The organism is Altererythrobacter sp. BO-6 (assembly GCF_011047315.1).
In the GTDB taxonomy this organism is placed as follows: domain Bacteria; phylum Pseudomonadota; class Alphaproteobacteria; order Sphingomonadales; family Sphingomonadaceae; genus Erythrobacter.
Genome location: NZ_CP049259.1, coordinates 907,609 through 931,736, shown reverse-complemented (window position 1 = coordinate 931,736; position 24,128 = coordinate 907,609). Strand labels below are relative to the sequence as shown.

The 24,128-nt window shown below is 62.9% G+C and carries 16 protein-coding genes and 3 pseudogenes; 5 read left to right on the top strand and 14 right to left on the bottom strand.

Annotation, left to right across the window (positions count from 1 at the left end):
• Nucleotide 1: 1 nt before the first annotated feature.
• The 4 genes and pseudogenes from G6N82_RS04565 to G6N82_RS04550 all read right to left on the bottom strand — a co-directional run bounded on the left by G6N82_RS04565 (nucleotide 2) and on the right by G6N82_RS04550 (nucleotide 4,901).
• Entirely contained in the window at nucleotides 2-1,093 is a 1,092-nt protein-coding gene (locus G6N82_RS04565) for an LLM class flavin-dependent oxidoreductase (protein WP_165194155.1), read from the bottom strand.
• Nucleotides 1,093-2,007, bottom strand: a complete 915-nt coding sequence (locus G6N82_RS04560) for an aldo/keto reductase (RefSeq protein ID WP_165194152.1) — start codon at nucleotides 2,005-2,007, stop codon at nucleotides 1,093-1,095. Before G6N82_RS04560 ends, G6N82_RS04565 begins: the two co-directional genes overlap by 1 nt.
• Entirely contained in the window at nucleotides 2,004-3,017 is a 1,014-nt protein-coding gene (locus G6N82_RS04555) for a LacI family DNA-binding transcriptional regulator (protein WP_165194149.1), read from the bottom strand. The genes G6N82_RS04560 and G6N82_RS04555 overlap by 4 nt, the downstream gene beginning before the upstream one ends.
• Nucleotides 3,014-4,901, bottom strand: a pseudogene (locus tag G6N82_RS04550) (alpha-glucosidase). The gene G6N82_RS04555 and the pseudogene G6N82_RS04550 overlap by 4 nt, the downstream one beginning before the upstream one ends.
• A 357-nt stretch (nucleotides 4,902-5,258) precedes the next feature.
• On the opposite strand from G6N82_RS04550, the pseudogene G6N82_RS04545 reads away from it, so the two are divergent.
• The 3 genes and pseudogenes from G6N82_RS04545 to G6N82_RS04535 all read left to right on the top strand — a co-directional run bounded on the left by G6N82_RS04545 (nucleotide 5,259) and on the right by G6N82_RS04535 (nucleotide 9,995).
• Nucleotides 5,259-7,539 (top strand): annotated as a pseudogene (locus tag G6N82_RS04545) (TonB-dependent receptor).
• 112 nt (nucleotides 7,540-7,651) lie between these two features.
• On the top strand, nucleotides 7,652-8,890 hold the full coding sequence (locus tag G6N82_RS04540) for an MFS transporter (RefSeq protein WP_165194147.1): 1,239 nt from the start codon (nucleotides 7,652-7,654) through the stop codon (nucleotides 8,888-8,890).
• A gap of 13 nt (nucleotides 8,891-8,903) precedes the next feature.
• Entirely contained in the window at nucleotides 8,904-9,995 is a 1,092-nt protein-coding gene (locus G6N82_RS04535; protein WP_165194145.1) for a putative sulfate exporter family transporter, read from the top strand.
• A gap of 7 nt (nucleotides 9,996-10,002) precedes the next feature.
• On the opposite strand, the gene G6N82_RS04530 is transcribed toward G6N82_RS04535, so the two are convergent.
• The 4 genes from G6N82_RS04530 to G6N82_RS04515 are packed head-to-tail and all read right to left on the bottom strand — an operon-like array spanning nucleotide 10,003 to nucleotide 13,965.
• Nucleotides 10,003-10,737, bottom strand: a complete 735-nt coding sequence (locus G6N82_RS04530; protein WP_165194143.1) for a proteasome-type protease — start codon at nucleotides 10,735-10,737, stop codon at nucleotides 10,003-10,005.
• Between the two features lie 27 nt (nucleotides 10,738-10,764).
• Complete coding sequence (locus tag G6N82_RS04525) at nucleotides 10,765-11,580, bottom strand: transglutaminase family protein (protein WP_165194141.1); 816 nt, start codon at nucleotides 11,578-11,580, stop codon at nucleotides 10,765-10,767.
• On the bottom strand, nucleotides 11,580-12,524 hold the full coding sequence (locus G6N82_RS04520; protein ID WP_165194139.1) for an alpha-E domain-containing protein: 945 nt from the start codon (nucleotides 12,522-12,524) through the stop codon (nucleotides 11,580-11,582). Before G6N82_RS04520 ends, G6N82_RS04525 begins: the two co-directional genes overlap by 1 nt.
• A 7-nt stretch (nucleotides 12,525-12,531) precedes the next feature.
• The gene (locus G6N82_RS04515; protein ID WP_165194137.1) at nucleotides 12,532-13,965 is read right to left on the bottom strand and encodes a circularly permuted type 2 ATP-grasp protein; all 1,434 of its coding nucleotides are present in this window, start codon (nucleotides 13,963-13,965) and stop codon (nucleotides 12,532-12,534) included.
• A 149-nt stretch (nucleotides 13,966-14,114) separates the two neighbouring features.
• Here G6N82_RS04515 and G6N82_RS04510 point away from each other — a divergent pair, with 149 nt between their 5' ends.
• Complete coding sequence (locus G6N82_RS04510; protein WP_165194135.1) at nucleotides 14,115-14,432, top strand: YciI family protein; 318 nt, start codon at nucleotides 14,115-14,117, stop codon at nucleotides 14,430-14,432.
• Here the strand turns inward: G6N82_RS04510 and G6N82_RS04505 are convergent.
• On the bottom strand, nucleotides 14,429-15,940 hold the full coding sequence (locus G6N82_RS04505; protein ID WP_165194133.1) for a tryptophan halogenase family protein: 1,512 nt from the start codon (nucleotides 15,938-15,940) through the stop codon (nucleotides 14,429-14,431). The two genes, G6N82_RS04510 and G6N82_RS04505, sit on opposite strands and share 4 nt — an antisense overlap.
• On the bottom strand, nucleotides 15,930-16,646 hold the full coding sequence (locus tag G6N82_RS04500; RefSeq protein WP_277601959.1) for a DUF6445 family protein: 717 nt from the start codon (nucleotides 16,644-16,646) through the stop codon (nucleotides 15,930-15,932). The genes G6N82_RS04505 and G6N82_RS04500 overlap by 11 nt, the downstream gene beginning before the upstream one ends.
• Before the next feature lie 404 nt (nucleotides 16,647-17,050).
• Between G6N82_RS04500 and G6N82_RS04495 the strand changes: the two genes are divergently transcribed.
• Entirely contained in the window at nucleotides 17,051-19,813 is a 2,763-nt protein-coding gene (locus G6N82_RS04495) for a TonB-dependent receptor (RefSeq protein ID WP_165194131.1), read from the top strand.
• Nucleotides 19,814-19,905: 92 nt separating this feature from the next.
• Here the strand turns inward: G6N82_RS04495 and G6N82_RS04490 are convergent, their stop codons facing one another.
• The 4 genes and pseudogenes from G6N82_RS04490 to G6N82_RS04480 form a co-directional block, all read right to left on the bottom strand.
• Nucleotides 19,906-21,426: a tryptophan halogenase family protein gene (locus G6N82_RS04490; RefSeq protein WP_165194129.1), complete on the bottom strand. Its 1,521-nt coding sequence runs from the start codon at nucleotides 21,424-21,426 to the stop codon at nucleotides 19,906-19,908.
• 8 nt (nucleotides 21,427-21,434) lie between these two features.
• Nucleotides 21,435-22,010, bottom strand: coding sequence for a substrate-binding domain-containing protein (locus G6N82_RS14935; RefSeq protein ID WP_241255191.1), 576 nt, complete (start codon nucleotides 22,008-22,010; stop codon nucleotides 21,435-21,437).
• A gap of 349 nt (nucleotides 22,011-22,359) precedes the next feature.
• A pseudogene (locus G6N82_RS14930) lies at nucleotides 22,360-22,464 on the bottom strand (LacI family DNA-binding transcriptional regulator); the annotation flags it as partial.
• Nucleotides 22,464-24,128, bottom strand: a complete 1,665-nt coding sequence (locus G6N82_RS04480) for an alpha-glucosidase (RefSeq protein ID WP_241255190.1) — start codon at nucleotides 24,126-24,128, stop codon at nucleotides 22,464-22,466. The gene G6N82_RS04480 and the pseudogene G6N82_RS14930, both read right to left, overlap by 1 nt.

Sequence of the window (24,128 nt, the reverse complement as noted above, 5' to 3'; positions counted from 1 at the left end):
GTCAGAATTGCAGCGGGCCGTGCTCGATCTGCGGCAGCACATAGCGCGCGAACATGTCACACTCGTTCACATGCGGATAGCCCGAGAGGATGAAGGCCTCGATCCCTTCGGCCTGATAGGCGCGCAGCTTGGCGAGCACCTGGTCGGGCGTGCCGACTATCGCCGCGCCGCAGCCCGAGCGCGCGCGCCCGATGCCGGTCCACAGATTCTCCTCGACGAAGCCGTCGCCATCGGCGGCGCTGCGCAATTCGGCCTGCCGCTGGACGCCGTAATTCTTGGCATCGAGCGACTTTTCGCGGATCGCGCGGCCGGCCTCGTCGTCGAGCTTCGATAGCAAGCGGTCGGCATAGGCGCGCGCTTCGTCTTCGGTCTCGCGCACGATCACATGGACGCGGTAGCCGAACTTGAGCGTACGGCCGTATTTCGCGGCACGTTCCTTTAAGTCGGCGATATTCTCGCGCACCTTGTCCATCGTGTCGGGCCACATCAGGTAGACGTCGCAGCCTTCTGCCGCACATTCGCGTGCTTCATGGCTCAGGCCGCCGAAATAGAACGGCGGGCATTTGCCGGAAATCGTGCTGATCCGCGCCGGATCGAGCTCGAGCTGGTAGTGCTCGCCATGGTGGCTCAAATGCTCGCCATTGAGCAGCGTGCGCACGATCTTCATCACCTCGGTCGCGCGGCCATAGCGCGGGCCGCTGTCCATCTTCTGCCCCGGCATGTCGGAAGAAATGATGTTGACGTTGAGCCGCCCGGTCGTGCCGGTCGCGTCAGGGCCAAGGATGCGGTCAAGCGTCGCGATCCGGCGCGCGAGCTGCGGGGGCCAGTCCTCGCCGATGCGGGTCGCCCACAGCAGCTTCATCCGCTTGACCTGGGTGGCAACGGCAGCAGCGAACACGGTGGTGTCGAGCCCCAGCTCGTAGCCCGAAGGCAGCAGGATATTGTCGAACCCGCCTTCCTCCGCGCGCAGCACGATGTTGCGGCAATGCTCCCAGCTAGACTTGAGATACTGGTCAGTAACGCCGAGGAATTCGTAATCGTCATCACAAAGCGCCGAGAACCAGGCGATTTCGCATTGTTGCTTATCTGTCATTACGGAAGCCTCTCTCCTCGTGCGGCGACGAGCACCGCATACCAATCCTGTCGGGTCCAGCGCATGCCCATAGCAGCCACGCCCTCGGCGATCCGGGCCGGGTTTTGCGAACCGATGATCGGCACGATCCCCGCCGGGTGCGCCATCAGCCAGCCATAGGCCGCGACCGAGCGGCTGACGCCTTGCTCCTTGGCGATCCGGTCAAGCTCGGCCGCCACTGCCTTGTCGCGCGCTGTCTCGGGCGAAAGCAGTCGTCCGCCACCGAGCGGCGACCACGCCAATACCGAAAGGCCCAGCCGCATCGCCTGGTCCAGCTCGCCATTTTCAAAGCAGGTGATGCGCAGCGGGCTGATCTCGGGCTGGGTCGATACCAGCCTGTGACCGAGGAAGTGCTGGAGCGCTTCGACTTGCTGGATCGTGAAGTTCGACACGCCCAGCGTGCGGATCTTGCCGGCTGCCACTGCATCGTCGAGCGTGCGGGAGACTTCCTGCGGGTGCGTGAGGATGTCAGGCCTGTGGACCTGGTAGAGGTCGATCGTGTCGACCTTCATCCGCCGCAGCGAGGCATCGATCGCCGAAGCCAGATATCCAGCCGACTGGTCATAGGGCAGCGGCGGCATGATCCCGCCCTTGCTCGCCAGCACCATCCGGCCGCGCAAGCCGGGCTCGGCGGCGAAGACTTCACCCAGCAGCGCCTCGGCGTCGCCGAAGCCCCCGCTGCCGTCGAAGCCATAGATGTCCGCCGTGTCGAGCAGGGTGATCCCGGCATCGAGCGCTGCGTGCACGAGCCGCGCCGCCTCTGCGGCGTTGCGGTCGTCTTCGGCGAGGCGCCACATGCCCCAGGCGATCGGCGAAATCGCGATATCGCTGGCGCCAAGCGTGCGCGTGGCAGGAATCGGCGGCAACAGGCTCATAGATTGTCCCTTCTTGGCGGCGCGACGGAAGCGCGCTCGATCAACTGGTGCGGCAGGCGGCGATGGGTGATGTCGCCGCCGGTGATAAGGATTTCGGTGGCGGTACGGGCCAGCTCCGCCATCGGCTGGTGGATCGTGGTGAGCGGCGGCCAGACCGTGCGCGAGAGCGTGGTATCATCGAACCCGGTGACCGAAAGATCGCCCGGCACATCGATATCGCGGTCATGCGCAACGGCCAGCACGCCCGCAGCCATATCGTCGTTCGATGCGAATATCGCCGTCGGCGGCTCTGCCATGTCGAGCAACTGGCGTGCGGCGCGTACCCCGCTGTCGAAATCGAATTCGCCGTCGCAAACCAGGCCCGGCTCGAACGGGATCGCCACCCGGTCAAGCGCGCGGCGATAACCGAACAGGCGTTCTTCGCTTGCCATGTGGCTCTTGTGCCCCTTGATAAAGCCGATCCGGCGATGCCCGGCATTGATCAGATGCGTCGTCATGTCGTCAGCGGCCTGGGCATCGTCCATGAACACCGAACTGGTCAGCGCATGGTTGGTGCCGGGCGAAATGCGCACGAAGGGAATGTCGAGCTGGTCGAGCATTTTCAGTACCGGCTCGCAATCGGTGACCGGCGAGGACAGGATGATCCCGTCGACATGGGTTTCCGTCACCAGCCCGCGCACCTGCTCGCCGACATCGGGATCCTCGACATCGACCGGCTGCGCCAGCAGGCGGATCCCGCGCGTATGGCATTCGTCCCAGCAGCCCTTCTGGATCTGGAACATGTAATAGGGGCTGTGATTGTCATAGATCAGCGCGACCTGGTTGGACTTCGCGCCGGAGAGGATGCGCGCTGCCACGCTGGGGCGAAAATCAAGCGCCTTCATCGCCGCTTCCACCCGCTCGCGGGTGTCCGTGCTCACATAGGGGTGGCCGTTGAGGACGCGGCTGACCGTTTTCACCGCCACGCCGGCATGGGCCGCCACATCGCGAATGGTCGCGCGTTCGCTCATCGCGCCAGCTCCTCTTTCAGGCTCGCAAACAGCGCCGCATGCGGGCTGTCCGGGCGATAAAACACTGGCGGTTGGCCGATCGGTGCGGCAATCTCATGCGTACCGGGCGCGACATCCTCGCCGGTCCATAGGTGCCGCCATGGCTCGTCGCCGGGCAAAACGACCTGCCTTGCGGTGGCGCCTTCCGCTATCACCGGGGCCACCAGCAGGTCTGCGCCGTAAAGGAACTGGTCCTGTATCACAAACAGCGCCGGATCGAGCGGATAGTGCAGGAACAGCGGGCGCTGCGTGGGCAGGCCCGTTGCGGCAGCTTCGCGGCATAGCGCGCGGACATAGGGCGCCAGCGCCGCATGCACCCGGCTCCAGCGCGCGAAGCATTGGAGCAGCTCTGGCGTGCTGTCATATTGCAGATTGTCGTCGGGCCGGTTGCCTTCATGGCTGCGCATCACCGGCGCAAACGCCGCCAGCTCGCACCAGCGCTGCAGCAGTTCTTCGCTGCGGACATTGCCGAGGAGGGAGGTGTAGCCGCCGCAATCCGAATGGCTGTAGGCATTGCCGACCAGGCCAGCCGAAAGCGCTCCCGTGATGACTGTACCGATCCCGTCATGCCGGGTGAAGTCGACCGACTGGTCGCCCGCCCACAGCAGCGGGCAATGTGCCCCGACGCCGGAAAAGCCCGCCCGCATGAAGAACAGCGCGTCACCAGTCTTGCCGCGGCTCGCCAGCGCCCGCGCATTCACTTCGGCCCACAGCACCGGCCAGCGGTTGTGCGCTTCCATCGGGTCGCTGCCATCGGCCAGACGGACATCGGTGGGCAGGTACTCGCCGAAATCGGCCATCCACGCGGCAATCCCGTTGTCGAGCATTTCGCAGCCCAGCACGCGCTCGGCGAACCATGCGCGCGTTTCGGCGCGAGTGAAATCGATGACGCCGCAGTCAAACTCGCCGAAATCCACCAGATAGACCTCGTCGCTGTCCGGCTTGAGGCAGAAATGGCCGCCCGCCAGTGCTTCTGCGAAAAGCTCGCCGTCATCGGAGAGATAGGGGTTGGCGTAGGCGAGGAAGCGGATGCCTCTGTCGGCAAGTTCGGCAATCCGCTGTTTCAGGTTGGGGTAGCGGGCGGCGCTGCGCTCGCCCAGGTGCCAGTCCCAGAACAGGCGGCGGCCGAAGCTGGTTTCGCGGATGCCGGCCCAATCCTCGCACCACAGGCCGGAGACTGCAGCGCCTGCCGCGATAAAGCGCTCGAGCCGGTCGAAGCTGCTGGCGCCCGATTTCAGGCCAAGGATCGCGCCGCCAATCGCCCAGTCGGGCAGTTCGGGTTGGCGGCCGAAGCGCTCCGAAAGCTGCGAGACAAGGCCCATCGGCCCTTCGTCGGTGAATACCTCGAACCGTGCTTCGCCCGACCATATTTCGACTCTGTGGCGCGCCGGATCGGTGAAGTCGAGCACGCTGTAACAGCTGGCATTGAGATGCAGCGCCAGCCAGCGCGAGGTGAGGAAGGTCGGCTGCGGATAATTGGTGTTCCAGTAATCGCCGCCGGCCATGCCCTGTTCGTCCATCAGGCGGGTCAGCTCGGTCGACTTGTCGCGGCCGACGCCGGGCTCACTGGTCCAGATCGGGAAACTGCGGCCATTGAGCGCAAGATAGCTCATCTGTTCGCCGCCGCCCCACACGGTTTCACCCGGTTCTGCATGGAAATGAACCCATAGCCGGTCGATCGCGGGATCGAGCGCACGCAGTGTGAAGCTGTCAGCACCAAGCTCCAGCCGGGCCCCTGCAATACCTTCATGGAGGAACTTCGATCGCATCGCCTGACTGCCGCCATTCGCCCAGTGCGAGCGCTCCTTGCGGCGAATCCTCGATCCGGAAATTGCCGCGATACATTTCGATTTGCGGATTGCCACGGGCTATGACCACCGCAGGACAGGATTCGGTGTGACACAGGACGATTTGCTCCCCGAACAGGAGGTCAAATCCCCGATCACTGCCTTGAATCCGCCATTTCACGCGGAAAATCCCCTTCTCCCGGTGTCACTGTGGCGATTGCACCACAATCTCGATTATCAAATGTGACACCGCTTGACATATCGGCGGGACAAGCGCAGATCAAGGGCAATTCGCGGTCGGGCTGTGCGCATCCTCAAGGGGATGCGGCAGAACCGGCCCAATTGCACAGGGAGAGGTTTGATGAAGTTACTCCAATCATCGATGGCGCGTGCGCTGGCTGTTTCTGTCAGCCTGATGGCTTTGTCCGCGACCGCGCCGGCATGGGCGCAGGACGCTGAGGAAGACGAGGGCGGCATCCAGGAAATCCTGGTTACCGCACAGAAGGTCTCCGAAAATGTCCAGGACGTGCCGATTGCGGTTACCGCGCTGTCGGCGGACCGGCTCGAGCAGGCCGGCACCACCAGCCTTGAAGGCATTACCCGGCTCGTTCCGTCGGTCACCTTCCGCAAGGGCACGACCAGCGCCAATAGCGCGATCGTGGATGCGCGGTGTTGGCACCATCACCTTCTCGATCGCAGCCGAGCCGAGCGTTTCGACCGTGGTTGACGGCATCGTGCTGAGCCGTTCGGGCCAGGCCTTCATGGACCTGGTCGATGCCGAGCGGCTGGAAGTGCTGCGCGGCCCGCAAGGCACGCTGTTCGGCAAGAACGCGTCGGCCGGTCTCGTCAACATCGTGTCGAAGGGCGGCACCGATACGTTCGAAGCCGAAGGGCGCGCCGAATGGTTCGAAGGCGATGAATACCGCGTGCGCGGCTCGCTTTCGGGTCCGATCGCCGAAGACCTCAGCGCTCGTGTGACCGGTTTCTATGGCAGCTATGATGGCAACATCACCAATGTCTATGGCGGTGAGAATAACAAGATCAACGGTTATGAGCACTATGGTGCGCGCGGCATCGTTGATTACAATGGTTCGATGGCACGGGTCCGCCTGATCGCGGACCTCTTCAAGGCCGATGACGATTGCTGCGCCGACGTTACGACCGTCAGCCGCGGTGCTGTGCTCGATGCCGAGCTGGGCCTCCCGGGCGGTTCGGCGCAGGGTCTCGACCAGCGTTACGTCAATCACAACCTTGTCACTGAAACCAAGGACAAGCAGTGGAGCCTGACGCTCTCCGGCGATGTCGACCTTAGCGATACGCACACGCTGAGCGTGGTCACCGGCTATCGCAACTGGCGCAACCGCGAAATCCGCGAAGGCGATTTCCTGCCGCGTGCCATTGTCGGCACTGCACAGTTGCATGACGATGGTGTGGTGACGACCGAGCAGATGTCGTTCGAAGCGCGCATTGCGTCCGATCCGACCGCTCCGTTCTTCTACCAGGTTGGTGCTTTCGCATGGCATTCGGACAATACGCAGACCTTCACTCGTGAAGTGATCACCTGCGCCAGCTCGACCCTGCCGATCGATCCTGCCACCGGCGGGCGTCCGTGCAACCTGACCGACACGGTCAACACGATCTTCCCCACCGCAACCTCTGACAGTGACGTCAATTCGTCCAACTTCGCGATCTTCGGCCAGGCAACCTATCGCCTGAATGACATGTTTGCGATCACCGGCGGCTTGCGATACACCTGGGACGAGCTCAGCTACACCCATGTCCGCGCACCGGGCGTGAATGCGGCGACCGGCCTGCCGGCTACCGGCCCCGGCGTTTCGGGTAACCCGGCAGGCGGCACCATCGCAGGCGGCGGTAACGGCACGCCGGTATCGCGCGGGTCGAGCACCAACGGCAATCTGTCAGGCAAGGCGGTGCTGCAGTTCACGCCGGCAGAGGACATCATGTTCTACGGCAGCTATACCCGCGGGTATAAGGGCCCGGCTTTCAACGTCTTCTTCAACCACACTGCGCCCACCAACGCCGTGCCGATTGACGAAGAAACGTCGAACGCGTTTGAACTGGGCGCCAAGACCCAATTCCTCGACAACCGGGTGCAGCTGAACGTTGCGGCCTTCACCGTCGAATATGACGGGTTCCAGGCCAACAACTTCGTGCTGCTCAATGGCGCGACGGTAACGAACCTGACCAATGCCGGTACGGTAAAGAGCGAAGGCTTTGAAGCTGACCTGCTGGTAGTGCCGGTAGACGGTCTGACCTTGCGCGCCAGCGGTGCCTATGCCGATGCGGCGGTGAAGAAGTTCAACCCGAACCCGCTGACCAATGCACCTGACGCGCGCGACGGCACCCAGCTGCCGTTGGCCCCCAAGTTCACCTACACGCTTGGCGGCAGCTATGAAGGCGATCTGGGCGGTTTCCGGTTCTATCTCGACACCGACTATCGTCATGTCAGCAAGCAGTATTCGGACCTTGGCGAGCAGGGCGTGATCGATCCCTATGGTCTCTGGAATGCCTCGATCGGCTTCTCCGACCAGGACGATCGTTATCGCCTGACCTTCCATGCCCGCAACATCACCGACGAAAGCTATGCGCTGCTCAATGTCGGCAATGGCCAGCGCTTGCAGATCCCGCGCGATGCGGATCGCTATTTCGGGGTGAGCCTGCGGGTTCGCAACTGAGCCGCCTGACGCCTCAAAGGTCGCAACACGGTGCAGGCCAGCCAGGAATCCCCTGGTTGGCCTGTGTCCGTACCCGGGGTAGACAGTTGAATCGGGAAGGGGAATTCGCATCATGAAGGTGATCACGCCGCGCCTGCGTTGGGCATTGTTCACGACACTGTGCGTGGCGGGCGTATTCAATGCGATGGACCGCCCGATCATCGCCATCCTCAAACCCGACATGATGGCGGACTTCGGCTGGACTGACAGCGATTTCGGCGATCTGGCCGCGGTCACGCAGTTTTCCGCGGCCTTTGCGTTCCTGTTTACCGGCTGGCTGGTTGACCGGCTGGGTGTCCACCGCTCGATGCAATTGGGCGCATCGGCCTGGAGCTTTGCTGCGATGGCGCATGGCTGGGCCATCACCACCTGGCAGGTGGTCGCCGCGCGCGTCGGGCTGGGTGTCACAGAAGCGGTGCAGACCCCGCTGACGATCAAGACCGTCGCCACATTGTTCGAACCGAACAAGCGTTCCTTTGCTTTCGGCTTCGCGACCCTGCTGGCGGGGGCGGGGACAATCGCCATGCCTTTCGTGATCCCGGCGCTGGCGCTGGCGGTCGGCTGGCGCGGGGCACTGGTCGCAGGCGGTATCGGCGGCTTCATCTCGCTTATCGCCTGGATGTGGCTGGCGCGCGGCCTTTCGCAATTGCGCCAGGCAAGTGCCGAGCCGGAGGGCGTGACGCTGGTCGAAGACGGCGCGGCTTACGGCAATTTCCTGACCAACCGGCAGACCTGGGCGATCGTGATCGCCAAGGCGCTATCGGACATGACCTGGTGGTTCATCAATTTCTGGCTGGCGGATTATTACCGCAAGGAGTTCGGCCTTACGACGCTGGAGCTGGCGATCCCGCTGGCGATCGCCTTTGCCGGTTCGGGCCTGGGCGCGCTGCTTGCCGGTTGGGCCTCGACCCGGCTGCTTGAGCTGGGCTGGTCGGTCAACCGCGTTCGCAAGGGCGTGATGCTGGTTTCCGCGCTGATAGTGGCGCCGCTGCCGCTGGTGCTGGAACTCAATTCCTTCTGGCCGGTCGCGGTGATGATGGGTGTGGTCATGGCCGGGCACCAGGGCTTCTCGCTGTCGATCTTCGCGACGATCACGGACGTGGTTCCCAATGCCAAGGTCGGGCGGGTCACCGCCTTCGGCGCCTTCATGGGCAATATGGGCGGGGTGGCGATCAGCCTGATCACCGGCCGCGTGCTCGATGCAGGGTTCGGCTTCGTGCCGCTGTTCGTTTTCGCCGCCATGTCCTACCTGATCGCGCTGGCGTGGCTGCAGCTGATGATGCCGCAGATCCGCCGCGTGGAAGCGGGCTGAAGGGAGGCAGGGTTTGGCCGCGGGCAATTCTCCCGATGAACGCAATTTCTACGCCGGGGACTTGTACGGCGAGCTGACGCTGTCCGAACAGGAAGCAGCGGGGTCTGAGAAGCGCACCACGCGCCGTTTCCTGCCGGGGCTGATCCTGGTCGGGGTGACCAGTCTCGCCGCCGCCTGGCTCAGCGACCATTACGGCATGCCGATGATCCTGATGGGCTTGCTGCTGGGCCTCGCGCTGAGCTTTGCCGCGGGCGAGGAAGGCACGCATCCCGGACTTGACCTGGTCGCGAGGGAGGGCCTGCGGATCGGGATCGTGCTGCTCGGCTTTCAGATCACTTTCGCGCAGATCGCCGATGTCGGCGCTGTGTCCTTTGCCTTGCTGCTGGGGATCATGGCGACGACCTTTGCTGCCGGGCTGCTGGGCGCGCGGATCTGGGGCCAGTCACGATATGCCGGCATCCTGGCGGGCGGCGCGACCGCCATTTGCGGCGCGAGCGCCTCGCTGGCGCTCTATGCCGTGATCGGGCGCGAACGGCTGCCGCAGGCGCAATTCGCGATGAATTTGGTCGCGGTCGCCTTGGCCAGCGCCTTTGCCATGGCGGTCTATCCGGTGATCGCCGCGCAGATCGGGCTGGATGACCGCGCGGCGGGGTTCCTGATCGGCGCATCCGTGCATGACGTCGCGCAAGCGATCGGCGGCGGCTACTCCTTCTCCGATGCTGCCGGGGCCGAAGCGACCATCGTCAAGCTGGCAAGGGTGACCTTGCTGGCGCCCGCCGTGCTGCTCGTTTCGCTGTGGATCGGCAGCGCCGGGCAGGGCGGGGCGGGGGCAACACCGCTGCGCCGTCTCGCTTTGCCATGGTTCATCCTCGGCTTCCTGGCGCTGGTGACGGTGAATAGCTTCGTCGAATTTCCCGAAGCTTTTGCCGGAGGCGCGCTGACTGTATCAAAAGGGCTGCTGCTGCTGGCGGTAACCGCGACGGCGCTGCGTTCGCGGATGGACCTGATGCGCACGCTGGGCTGGCGCGCCTTCATGCCGGTTGTCTGCGCCACGCTGGCGAGCTTTACCGTTTCGATCCTGGTCGCCAGCATGATGGCCGGCTGAGCCCAGACTACATCTCGTAATCGGGCAGCCCCTCGAAGGCTTTCCGCAGCGCCTCACTCCAGCCTGAGGAAATAGTGCGGAAATAGGGATCGTCCTCGAGGATGCGGCGCTGGTGCAGCGGCTCGAAACTGTCCCGTTCCAGCACCAGCAGGTCCAATGGCATGCCGACCGAGAGATTGGCCTTGAGCGTGGAATCGAAGCTGACCATCAGCAGCTTGATCGCTTCCTCGAAGCTCATGCCCCGGTCGAAGGCGCGGATCAGGATCGGGCGGCCATATTTGGTCTCGCCGATCTGGAAGAAGGGCGTGTCGAGCGAGGCCTCGATGAAATTGCCTTCGGGATAGATCAGGAACAGCCGCGGCTCCATGCCCGAAATCTGTCCGGCGAGGATCAGCGAAGCGGTGAAGGTTCCGCTGGCTTCGGGGCTGTCGGACGGGGTACTCTCGCGGATCGTCTCGCGCAGCAGCTCGCCCACTGTGGTTGCGACCTGGAACATCGTAGGTGCGTCGAACAGCGAATTATGCCGTTCGCTCGGCGCCTTGTTGCGCTCTTCCAGCTTGCTGATCACCGATTGGGTGGTCGCGAGATTGCCGGACGAGAGCAAGGCGATGCTGCGATTGCCGGGCACCGACCAGTGGTGCAGCTTGCGGAAAGACGAGATGTAATCGACCCCGGAATTGGTGCGGGTGTCGCTCATCAGAACCAGGCCGCGATCGATCTGCAGGCCAACGCAATAGGTCACGGCGAAAACTCCTTCGAATGAAGCGCGCTACTGCGCCGCCGTGTGCTGTTCAACCGAAAGCCGCACTTCCAGCGCGCTATCCCCAGTTCCGTAGGATATGCCGGTGATCGGCGCGGCATCGCGATAGTCACAGCCGGTCGCCACGCGGACATAGCGTTCGTCCGGGCTGATCCCGTTGGAGATATCGAACCCGACCCAGCCCAGGTCCGGCACATGCGCCTCGGCCCAGGCATGGCCCGCTTCCTGCTCGATCCGGTCATTCATCATCAGATATCCGCTGACATAGCGCGCCGGGATGCCCAGCTCGCGCGCGGCAGCGATGAAGACATGAGCATGGTCCTGGCACACGCCGTGCCCGGCCTGAAGCGCCTGTTCGGCAGTGGTGCCGGAGTCCGTCCGCCCGATTTCGTAGGTTACCGCCTCAAGCACCCGGCGCGACAGCGCATGCAGCATCCCCAGCGCATCGGGATCGTTGCGATCGAAGGCGCTCGCCAGCTTGCGGATCTGCGCGCCGGGCCGCGTCAGCGCCGTGCGCTTGGCAAAGGCCCACAGTGGCATGTGCCCGGCGTGCTGGCCGATAATGCCCGAGGTATCCGCCGTCTCTACGATCCCGCGACAGGTAACCACCACCGTCTCGGTGCCAGGCTCCACCGATGCCAGCACCACTGCGTTGTTGTGCTGGTCTTCGTAGCGGGTTTCCACTTTCGCCCCGTCAAGCTCCATCGCCCAATCGACGATGTTCTGCCCGTGGGTCGATTTCGGCTTCAGCCGGATGCGCAGCAAGCCGTGCGAGGCGGGCTGCGAATAGTCGTAACGCGAGGTGTGTTCGATCGACAGGCGCATTATTCTGCAAACCTGTAATCTGTGGCGATGGCGTTCGAAATCTCTGCAGCGCTGCGGATCGACGTGGTGATGAATTCGTGCAGGCCCATGTCGATGATCCGGTCGACATCGGTGCTGCGCAGCTTCTGGGCGGCGTCACGCACCAGCGCATGCGAATGGCCATCCTCGCCATATTCCTCGGCGAGATAGCGCAGATTGCTGTCCAGCTTGTCGAGGCAGAAGCGCAGGCTGCGCGGGAAACGGCGGTCAAGGATCAGGAATTCGGTGATCCCGCGCGCGTCCATTCGCCCGGCATTGAGCCAGCGATAGGCGCGGATGCCCGAAAGCGAGCGCAGCACCGCCTCCCATTGCTTGTTGTCCAGTTCGGAACCGACCATGCTGATGCTGGGCAGCAGCACGTAATATTTGACGTCCAGCGTGCGCGCGGTGTTGTCGGCGCGCTCAAGGAAGGTGCCCATCCGTGCGAAATTATAGATCTCGTTGCGCAACATGGTGCCTTCCATCGCGCCGCGGACCAGGGCCGCCTGGCGCCGGGTAAAGGTCAGTACATCGCCGAGGTTCCGTTCGGAGACCGGGCGGGCGAGCATGTCCTTCAGCGACAGCCAGGTTTCATTGGTCGATTCCCATACTTCGCGCGTGATCGCGGTGCGCACCGCGCGGGCATTGGTGCGGGCATTTTCCAGCATGCACAGGATGCTGCCCGGATTGTCGCGCCCGCGCAGCATGAAATCGGGCACGGCCATGCCCGAATAGCTTTCGTGATTCTGGCGGAAGAGGTCATCCTGCCCAGTCGTCACCAGCACCGATCGCCATTCATCGTCGGCCGCCTCGGTGCCGCTGGTCAGCGCCAGCTGGAAGCCCGCATCGATCAGGCGTGCGGTATTCTCCGCCCGTTCAAGATAGCGGAACATCCAGAAGATCCCGTTGGCGTGGCGGCCCAGCATACTCGCGTCAGTCCTCCAGCACCCAGGTGTCCTTGGTCCCGCCGCCCTGCGACGAATTGACCACCAGCGAACCCTTGCGCATCGCCACGCGCGTCAACCCGCCCGGCGTTATGGTGACTTCGCGCGGGGAGACCAGCGCGAAGGGCCGCAGGTCGACATGGCGCGGCACGAGTCCGGACTTGGCGAAGATCGGCACCGTCGACAGCGACAAGGTTGGCTGGGCGATGTAATTGTCAGGCTTGGCGCGCAGTTTTTCGGCGAATTTCGCAGCCTCCGCCTTGGTCGATGTCGGGCCGATCAGCATGCCGTATCCGCCCGAGCCGTGCACTTCCTTGACCACCAGGTCGGCGAGGTTGTCGAGCACGTATTTGAGCGAGTCCGGCTCGCTGCAGCGCCAGGTCTCGACATTGTCGAGGATCGGTTTCTCGCCGGTGTAGAACCGCACGATATCCGGCATGTAGCTATAGATCGCCTTGTCGTCGGAAATGCCGGTGCCCGGCGCATTGGCGATGGTGATGCCGCCCGCGCGATAGACGTCCATGATGCCGGGCACGCCCAGCATGCTGTCCGGATTGAAGGTCAGCGGGTCGAGATAGTCGTCATCGACCCTGCGGTAGAGCACATCGATTGCCTTGTAGCCGCGCGTAGTGCGCATCGCGACGCGCCCGTCAACCACGCGCAGGTCGCTCGCTTCGACCAGTTCGGCGCCCATCTGGTCCGCCAGGAAGGAATGCTCGTAATAGGCCGAATTGAAGATGCCCGGCGTCAGCACGGCAAGCACCGGCTCGCCGCCCGATGCGGCGGGCGGCGCGCATTTGGCAAGGCTCGAAGCCAGCAGGCGCGGATAGTCCTGCACCGGGCGCACCGGAACCTGCGCGAACAGATCCGGGAACATCGCCATCATCGTCTCGCGGTTCTCCAGCATGTAGGAGACGCCTGAGGGGGTACGCGCATTGTCTTCCAGCACGTGGAATTCGTTGGGGCCGGTGCGCACCAGGTCTACCCCGACGATATGCGTGTAGATACCGCCCGGCGGGTTGAAGCCCACCATCTGCTGCAGGAAAGCCTCGTTCTGCGACAGCATCTTCAGCGGCAGCCGCCCGGCACGGATGATTTCCTGCTTGTGATAGATGTCATGCAGGAAGGCGTTGAGCGCCTTTACCCGCTGTTCGATCCCGCGCGAGATCCGCCGCCATTCCGCGCCGGTAATGATGCGCGGCACCATGTCGAAAGGGATCAGCCGCTCTTCGCCGTCAGCCTGGCCATAGACGTTGAAGGTGATCCCGGTGCGGCGAAAGAAGCTTTCCGCGCGAGCATTCTGGCTCCGCAGCCAACGCGGTTCCTGATCGTCATACCATTCGCGATAGGCAGCATAGGCCGGACGAACATTGCCCTGTTCGTCAATCATTTCGTCGAAATTGGTGCCCGGTCTTTCACTCATGCGATGGGTTGCAAGGTGCACGACTGACCGGCGTTTGCCAAGGGCCTATGTTGCGAGTGCGAAAGGAACGAGGCAGGCCTTGATCGATTGATGGGATGCGCGCAAGGTGTCGCCGCGTTCGCAAAGGATCGCAGGTACGGGTTGGATCGATGAAGCTGTTCGCATTCTATTGCCGCGATGGCGAGCATGGCGAGGTGTTCCGCGAACACAGCCATGATGCATTGCTCAAGCATTTTGCCGAACACGGCAAACACTTCGCGGTGGCCGGGCCTTTGGCGAAAGGCGACAAGATTGTTGGCTCGCTGCTGATCATCAAGGCCAGGGACGAGGCCGAGGCGCGCAGTCGGCTAGAGGCGATCCCCTATTTCGAGGTCGGCGTGTGGCATTCGATCCGCGCCGATGAGTTCCAGCCGCTGTTCGGCGATTGGGCGCCGCTGTTCGACGCCGAGGAATCGGTCGAGCCCTAAGCGTTTGTCGCGGCGCAATGCTGCGCGATGTAATCGGCGTGCGATGGCAGGCCGGCGACCGCTTTCTCGATGATCTTGCGCAGGTCGCCCAGGAATTGGCCGAGTTGGGCATTGCTCAACTGGTCGGCCATCGGGTTGTAATCAGCGGGGGTGACGCCCTGGCCCAGCATCACCTGCACCCAGCTCGCTTCGCGGAACAGGTCATCCACGTCGCGACCCAGCCGGCCGCCCGAACCGAACAGCTCGATCTTGTGCGTGAGGCTGTCGGGCACGGACATGTGCTTGCAATAGCGCCAGAACTCGGTGTCTTCGCGGTCGGTCCGGTGGTAATGCAGGATCAGGAAATCGCGGATCTGCTCGAACTCGCGGATCGTGCGGCGATTGTATTCCTCGCGATCGGCTGCATTGATGCGGTCGCGCGGGAACAGCTCGATCAACCGGCTGATGTTGGACTGGATCAGGTGGATGCTGGTCGATTCCAGCGGCTCAAGGAAGCCGCTCGACAGGCCGATCGCTACGCAATTGTGCGCCCAGAACTGCTCGCGCCGCCCGGTGGTGAAGCGGATCGGGCGCGGATCGTCCAGCGCTTCGGTATCAAGGTTCGCCAGCAGCACTTCGGCGGCTTCGTCATCGGAGATGAACTCGCTGCAATAGACATGGCCGTTGCCGGTGCGGTGCTGCAGCGGGATGCGCCATTGCCAGCCCGCCCGTCGGGCGGTGGCCCGGGTGAAGGGGGGCAGGGGATCGATCCTTCTGCTCGGCACCGCCTGCGCGCGGTTGCAGGGCAGCCAGTGCGACCAGTCCTGATAGCCGACCTCCAGTTCATGCCCCAGCAGCAGCGAACGAAACCCGGTGCAGTCGATGAAGAAGTCGCCCGCGATGCGGCGGTCATTGTCGAGCATGATCGCGGCGATGTCGCCGCTTTCGGCAGCGCGTTCGACCGTTTGCACTATCCCCTCGTGGCGCGTGACGCCGCGCGTTTCCGCGTAATTGCGCAGGTAACGGGCATAAAGCGTGGCATCGAAGTGATAGGCATAGGCAAGCCCGGTCATCGACGTGTTGCCGACCCGCTCAAGCTTGGCGAATTTCGCCTGGTCCGCCGCCAGCTGGTGCAGCGAGTAATGCCACAGGCTCTCGCTGCCGCCCTGCATCGCATGCCGCCGCCAGTAATGGTGGAACGCGACATTGCCGAGGTTGAGGCCGGTGTCGCCAAAGGTGTGCAGATAGCGGCTGCCCCGCGCCGACCAGTCGACGAATTCGATCCCCAGCTTGAACGTGCCAAAGGTCTGGCGCAGGAAATCGTGCTCGTCGAAGCCCAGGATGGTGTTGAGCCGGATGATCTGCGGGATCGTCGCTTCGCCAACGCCCACTGTGCCGATCGCATCGGATTCGACCAGCGCGATCTCCAGCCGCTCGCCCAGCAGACGCGCGAACGCGGCCGCCGCGATCCAGCCAGCGGTGCCCCCGCCAACGATTACCAGCCGTTTGATACCCGTTTCACTCGTCATTCGGTCCCTCGCCGCCGGGCGGCCTCAAGAATGCATTGATGGTATAGCGCCCTTCGCGTGGATCGCGCGAGAGCGGCGCGTGATTATCGATCACACCGCTGTGCAGGATATTGCCGCGATAGAAAATCGCATGGTTGAATTCACCCGCGCTGGCATAGGTCCGTTCGAACAGCGGGGCGCCGTCAGTGACATAGGCGGCCGGCGGCAGGCCCGTCTCGCGCACTTCGCGTTCCAGCGCGACGCGGTAGCGCGGGAAATTCTCCTCTGTCAGCGCCTCCAGCCCGGTCGATTTGTGGCGGAAAAAGGCGGTGCCGCCGTGCCCGGTGCGGTGCAGGTAGAGCATCATCGCTACCTGATCGGGGTCAGTCCCGTCGACATGCGGCAGGCGCTGGATCGGCAAGAGGTCCTGCGGACGATGCGACACAATCGAATGCCAGGCCACCATCGACCAGCGCCCTTCGGGAGCATCAAAGGCGCGCGAAAGCAGGGGCGAGAGCGTGTCGAGCCAGTGGTCCGCGATCTCCGAGTCGAGCGCGGCGCGCAGTCCCGGATATTGCGGCGTAATTGCTGCAAATTTTTGCAAAACAGCATTTTCAATCGCGCAATCTGGCTGCTGCAGGAACGATGAAATCGAGACAAGGCTATGATTGTATTCGGAAAAAGATAGAGTCTGCGCACTCGCCGTTGAAATCGACCATTCTTGCATGTCATTTCTTCCGCAGTGCAGCATGAAAAATTCCGATTGGGCAGCCTATCAAACTGGATTGGAGAATCCAAATGCCGGTGAAAATTGGCAATAAAAAACATATATTACAATAAGTTAGATGGAGGTGCGCGTGAGCTCCGTGCGCTCTGATATGCGCTCTGGCAGGGTGAATCCGGGGTTTGACCACCAGCGAGTGTGGCGCAAAGGCCACCAAATCCGTTTGCAAAGAGTTTCCGGACTTCCCGCGGTATCGTCGAGTAATCCACAAGATACGGTAATATAATCATAAAAAATGGAATCTGGCTGCGATTTCGCGGCCAAATTTTTGGACATTTACGTGGCTCAATTTTCCCGCTATGAAAAAACATGCAAACGCAGATTGCATCCTTCATGGGGGAATAAAAATGGGATTGGATCGTTTTTCGGTAAACTCACGTCTGCTGTGTGGCGCGGCGACCGGCCTGGTCATGATCGCAACCGCATCGCCCGCCTTCGCGCAGGACACTGCCGAGGCTGACACTGAAGACAACACGATCGTCGTCACCGGTATCCGGGCCGCGATCGAAACCGCACTTGAGGCCAAGCGCGAAGCGCCCGGCATCGTCGAGGTGATCTCGGCGGAAGACATCGGCAAGCTGCCCGACCTTTCGATCGCCGACTCGCTCGCCCGCCTGCCCGGCGTTACCGCACAGCGCGTGCGCGGCCGCTCGCAGCAGATCTCGATCCGCGGCCTTGGCCCGGACTTCTCGCTCGCGCTGCTCAACGGCCGTGAGGTCGTGTCGGCCGGTAACAACCGCGGCATCGAGTTCGACCAGTTCCCGTCCGAGCTGATCGGGCAGGGCGTGGTCTACAAATCGCCTGACGCGACGCTGGCAGCGACCGGCATCGCCGGCGCGGTTGACCTGCGCACGATCCGCCCGCTCGACTTCAAGGAGCGCAAGATCAACCTGTCGGCGCGTTATGTGATTGCCGATATCGGCAAGCTGAACCCCGATTTCAGCGATCAGGGCTATCGCCTGTTCGGTTCGTACATCGACCAGAATGCCGACGGCACTGTGGGCTGGTACCTGGGCGTGACGCAGCAGTCGAACCCGACGCACTTTATCTCGCGCGAGCTCAAGACCAACCGGAACCAGGTTGGCCGCACGGCAGGTGGCTTGATCTACCCGGCCGATAACCCCCGCCAGGGCGTGGTCAGCCGAGAGTTCGAACGCCTGTCGATTGCAGGGGCGCTGCAGTTCGAACCGAGCGACAGCTTCCAGCTGACGCTCGATGCTTTCTACGGCGATACCAAGGACAGCGGTATCTTCCGCGGCACGGAAACCCCGATCGCATCGTGGAGCGGTGCGACCTTCAGCGGCGCGACCGGCGACGGGCCATTTGCCGACACGGCGACTTTCACCAATGTCGGCCCGATCCTGCGCACCGATACTGAGGGCAATGAATCGCAGATCTTTGCGCTGGGTGCGAATACCTCGTTCAAGGTCACCGATCGCCTCACGCTTGAACTCGATTACGGCTATTCCAAGCTCGACCGTGATGACATCGACTACGAATCCTATGCCGGCACAGGCCGCGCACGGTCCGGTCCGCTCGACACGCTGACCTTCACCATGCCCAGCAATGGCCGCTACAGCATTTCGTCGCAGCTTGATTACACCGATCCCAACCTTGTCCTGCTGACCGATCCGGGCGGCTGGGGCCAGGTCGGCTTCATCAAGGAGCCGAAGATCAATGACGAACTGCACCAGTTGCGTGCCGAGGCCGATTACGAGCTAGACAACGGCTTCCTGAAGAGCGTGACGATTGGTTGGCTTTACACCGACCGCGACAAGGACTTCGATTCGAACGAAGCCTTCATTCGTCCGACAGCAGCGTTTGGGAACGGCCTTCCCATCCCGACAGGCAGCATTATCGGCTCAACCAAGACCGGCAGCCTGGGGATGGACATCATCGCCTATGATCCGTCCGGCTTCTTCGACGATGGCACTTACATCTATGACAAGGCCACCTTCGACACGCAGTGGCGCGTGGCGGAAAAGGTCCACAACATCTACGCCATGGCCAATATCGACGCCAATCTCGGCTCGCTCCCGGTCCGCGGCAATGTTGGCCTGCGCTATGTCAAGACCAAGCAGGAGTCGTTCGGTACGCTCGGTGGCGGGCTGACCAACAACGTCAGCGACTCCTACGAGAACTGGCTGCCGAGTGCGAACCTGGCGTTCGAGGTCGCAGATGGCTTCTTCGTCAAGGTGGCGGCTGCCAAGTCGATCACCCGGGCGCGGCTTGACCAGCTCGCGGCCAATCAGAACGTGACGGTGAACCCGCTCAGCTGTACCGACACCAATGGCGACCAGATCCCGGATACGGTGATCGCCTTCAATCCGCCGCAGCTGGTCTGCTTCAACCTGAGTGGCGGCAACCCGTCGCTCCGGCCATACAAGTCGACCTCGTTCGACATCTCGTTCGAGAAATATATCTCGCGTGGGTCGGCCATAGCGGTGGCGTTGTTCCACAAGGATCTCTCGGACTGGGTGATCCAGTTCAACGATACGATCGACGTTACGCAGCAGATCAACAATGCTGGCTTCGGATCGATCCTGACCACAGCGCCTGAACTGGCGACCGGTTCGTTCAGCGGTCCTGTCAACTTCTCGAGCGGCAAGATCACCGGGATCGAAGGCACCGTGCGCCTCGACTTCGCTGACCTGACTGACGCGCTTGACGGCTTTGGCGGCAGCTTCAGCTTCACCTATGCCGATGCCAAGGTTGACGATCAGAACGGCGACGCGCTGGATATCCCGGGGTATTCGGAAACCGTGTGGTCGAGCGACCTGTTCTACGAAAAGAACGGGTTCCAGGCCAAGCTGAGCGCGCGTCATCGCGCGGGCTTCCTGTCCGAAGTGCAGAACTTCGACGGTAGCCTCAGCGGTGCCCAGGCTCTCGGCGAAACGATCGTCGATGCCCAGATCGGGTACACTTTCGAGGATCGCGAAGGCTTCCTTGATGGCCTCGGCTTCCAGTTCGAAGTGTTCAACCTGACCAACGAGCCCTTCGTGACGCGGAACGACCTGTTCGATGCAGGCGGGAGCCAGATCGGCACCTTCCCGAGCCGCCACGAAACCTATGGCCGCACCTTCAACTTCACGATCAAGAAGGAATTCTGATCGTCTGAGCCCTATCAGGGTCGCAACATAGAGGGGCTCGGCGAGCGATCGCCGGGCCCCTTTTCTTGCGCGCTATGCTGTCATCGTTTGTCTCAGCCGTGCCTGCTGGGGCAGTGGCGGGCCAGGAAGTCGCCATGCGCGGGCATCTCCGCCACCGCGCCGCGCATCGCGTTCGCAATCGCGGCAAAACGATCCGCCACCGGCACATCGGGGCGCATCTGCGTGATTGCCGGCGCGCGCTTGGGCACGATGTTCTGCCCAAGATATACCGCGATCCAGCTGGGATTGTTGAACAGCTCGCGCTCGTCCGCCACCAGCAGGCCATAGTCGCGGAAGTGGTCGATCTTGTATTGCAGGCTATCAGGGATCGCCATCGCCGAACAATAGCGCCACAGCTCGGCATCGTCGCGCTCGGTCGCCTTGTAATGCAGGATCAGGAAGTCCCGGATCCGCTCGTATTCGACGGCGGTCTGGCGGTTGTATTCCTCGGCCAGCAGCGGTGACATCTCGCTGTCCGGGAACAGCGCGAGCAGCCGCAATATACCGTACTGGATCAGGTGCAGGCTAGTCGATTCCAGTGGCTCCATGAAGCCAGCCGAAAGGCCGATCGCGACGCAATTCTTGTCCCAGAACTTCTTGCGCCGCCCGGTGACAAAACGCAGCACGCGCGGATCGGACAGCGGCTGGCTGTTGAGCGAACCCACCAGCGTTGCGGTCGCCTCGTCCTCGCCGATGAATTCGCTGCAATGGACATAGCCATTGCCGATCCGGTGCTGCAGCGGGATGCGCCATTGCCAGCCGGCGCTCTTGGCGGTTGAGCGAGTATAGGGATCGATCGTGGTTTCGCCCGCGCTGGGCGCTGCGACCGCGCGATCGCACGGCAGCCAGTGCTGCCAGTTTTCGTATCCCGCCTGCAGGGCATCTTCGATCAGCAGCCCCCGAAAGCCGCTGCAATCGACAAAGAATTCTGCGGCCAGCTCGCGCCCGTCATCCAGCTTGATGCTCGCGATTGCGCCGCTTTCCGGATCAAGCGCGGTATCGACCACGCGCCCTTCCAGCCGCCTAACCCCGCGCGCTTCGGCATATCGGCGCAAATATTGCGCATAGAGCCCTGCATCGAAGTGATAGGCATAATCGAAGGTCGACTGGATCTGGCGGCGATCAGGCAACGGATGGGCAAACTTGCCCGCCTTCGCCATGGCCCAGCCCATCGAGAAATCGTCGATCGGCGCCTCGACCCGCCCCTCCAGGTGTTCGCGCATCCAGTAATGGTAGAACGGCACCTGGTCGAATTCGGCGCCGTGCTGGCCGAACGGGTGGAAATAGCTTTGCCCGATCCGCGCCCAGTCAACGAACTGGATGCCGAGCTTGTAGGAACCGCTGGTCTCGGCCACGAAAGTCGCTTCGTCGATCCCCAGCCGCTGGTTGAAATAGCGGATCGGCGGGATTGTCGCCTCGCCCACGCCGACCGTACCAATCGCTTCGGATTCGACCAGGGTGATCTCGCACGCGTTGCCCAGCGAATTGGCCAGAGCGGCCGCGGTCATCCATCCGGCACTGCCGCCGCCCACGATCAGGACGTTGCGGATCGGGGCAGGCTGTGGGGCGGACACGGTAATCCTCAGCCTCCGCAGCTTTCGCGGATCAGCAGGCTAGTTTCCGTGCGATCGGACGGCGGGATCTTGCCCTGTGTGTCGATCAGCTTCGAGACCAGCAGGCGCCCGGCCAGGTTGGCGTCCTGGTCGATCGTCGTCAGCCGCGGCGTGACAAGGCGCGATGCGGCGATATTGTCATAGCCTACCACCGAGACATCGCCCGGGATGGACCTGCCCGCGCGGGTAAGCGCGCGCATTGCGCCGATCGCAATCAGGTCGCTCGCGGCGAATACCCCGTCGAATTCCACCCCTTGCTGGATCAGCGAACCGGTTGCAGCCTCTGCGGAGTGAACGTCGAAGGACGCGGAAACGGTCAGTTCCTCGTCGAACTCGCGGCTGGCCAGCTCGAGCGCCTGCTTGTAGCCACGGTGCCGCTGGTCGGCTTCGGGCGCTTCGGTATCGCCCAGGAACAGGATCCGCTCGCGCCCAAGCCGGATTAGGTGCGAGGTGGCGCGCTGCCCGCCCAGCAGATTGTCCGATCCGACCGAGCAATATTCCGCGTCGCGCAGCGCCGCCCCCCCACACAACGAAGCGCGTGTCACGCTTGGCCAGTTCGTTGAAGGTGTGGTGCAGCGAGCTTTGCCCGATGAAGATCACGCCCGTGGCCCGGCTCGTGGTCAGGGCATATTCGAGGTCTTCGGCCGAATTCGGGCTCAAATGGCTGATCAGCAGGTCAGCGGTGCGTTCGCGCGCGGCTTCGGCAATGCCTGCCAGCAGCTCCAGGAAGAAGGGGTCGGCCACCCGCGTTTCGCGCGCTTGCGGGGCCGGGACCACGACCGCGATAGTCGCCTCGGCGCCGATCGGGCCTTTGGGCATCGACTGGCGGAAATCGTAATCATATTCGCGTGCGATCTTCCAGATCGCCTGCTTGGTGCGGCGCTTTACCGCCGGGCTGTCATTGAGCGCGCGCGAAACGGTCGAAATCGAAACCCCGGCCTCGCGCGCGATGTCTTCCAGCCGCGTCGCCTTGCCTTGTGCCGGATCCGATTCCGCCATTATCCGCGCTGCCCCCCGATTGTCGCCCAATATCCGCTCATCGGCGCCATGACGCTCGGGATTTGGCCCGAGGGCCTGACACCCTGTTCGCTTGCTACCAGCGCCGCGTTGGGGAATTTGTCGCTGGCTGTCCAGTCGATTTGCCCGTCGGACAGGTTGAAGGCGCACAGCACGCAGCCGGACGGATCGGTGCGTACGAAGGCCACCACTTCCTCGGGCGCATCGAGAAGCTCGATATCGCCCGCTGCCAGCGCCGGCAATTCGCGGCGCAGATGGAGCAGGCGGCGGGTGAAGTTGAGCATCGATTCCCGGTCGTCGGCCTGCCGGTCGATCGCCCGCTGCGCATGCGCCGGATCGAGCTTCAGCCAGGTGCGATTGGCATCAGAGAACCCTGCATTGGGCGCTTCGGCCCGCCATGGCAACGGGGTGCGCGCGCCGTCACGGCCCAGCGTGTGCGGCCAGTTGGCGATCGCTTCGGGATCGAGCAGGTCCTCGAAGGCGACCTCGCCCTGGGGCAAGCCCAATTCCTCGCCCTGGTAGATAAAGGGATTGCCGCGCAGCGAGGTCAGCAGCAACAGCATCAGGCGGCTGACATGGTCATGGCCAAAGCTGCCATGCCAGCGAGTCACCGCGCGCGGCGCGTCATGGTTCGAAAAGGCCCAGGACGGCCAGCCTTCACCGGCGGAGCCATCCCACTGGCCGAGCGACTTCTTGACCAGCGCTGCGGTGAGCTTCTCCGCATAGAGGAAATCGAAATTATAAGCGGAATCGAGCCGCTTTCCGTCAGCCGTAAAGGCCTTCATTTCTTCCAGCGGATCAGGGCCGCCAACCTCGGCAACGGTAAACCGGCCGGGATATTGATCCAGCGTCGCGCGAATCCGTTCAAGGAATAGCGGGATGTCTGCATGCGACTGGTTATAGCGCTTGATCTGCATGTCGAACGGGCGCGTCACCTGGTCGAGCGGCAAGCTCGAAGGCGGATTGTCGCGCAATTCCGGATCATGCATCGTGAAGTTCAGCGCATCGAGCCGGAAGCCGTCTACACCCCGGTCCAGCCAGAACTTCGTCACTTCCAGCACCGCATCCTGCACTTCGCGATTGTGCAGGTTCAAATCAGGCTGGCTGGTCAGGAAATTGTGCAGGTAATACTGCTTGCGCGGGCCGTCCCACTGCCAGGCCGAACCGCCGAACACCGATTGCCAGTTGGACGGCGGCGAACCGTCAGGCTTGGCATCGGCCCATACGTACCAGTCCGCCTTGGGATTGGTCCGGTCCTGGCGGCTTTCCTGGAACCAGGCATGCTGGTCGGACGTGTGCGAATAGACCTGGTCGATAATGACCTTCAGGCCCAGGCCGTGCGCCTTTTCGATGATCCGGTCAAAATCCTCGAAGGTGCCGAAGCTGGGGTCAATCCCGCAATAGTCCGACACGTCATAGCCGAAATCCTTCATCGGCGACGTGAAGAAGGGGGAAATCCAGATCCCGTCCACGCCCAGCGATGCGACATAGTCGAGTCCTTCGACGATCCCCTTCAGGTCACCGATGCCATCGCCATTGGTGTCGCGGAAACTGCGCGGATAGATCTGGTAAAGCACGGCACCGCGCCACCATTCGTCCTGTGTCGCCGGTACCGCCTGCAAGCTGTTCGGTATTTGCTGGTTCAC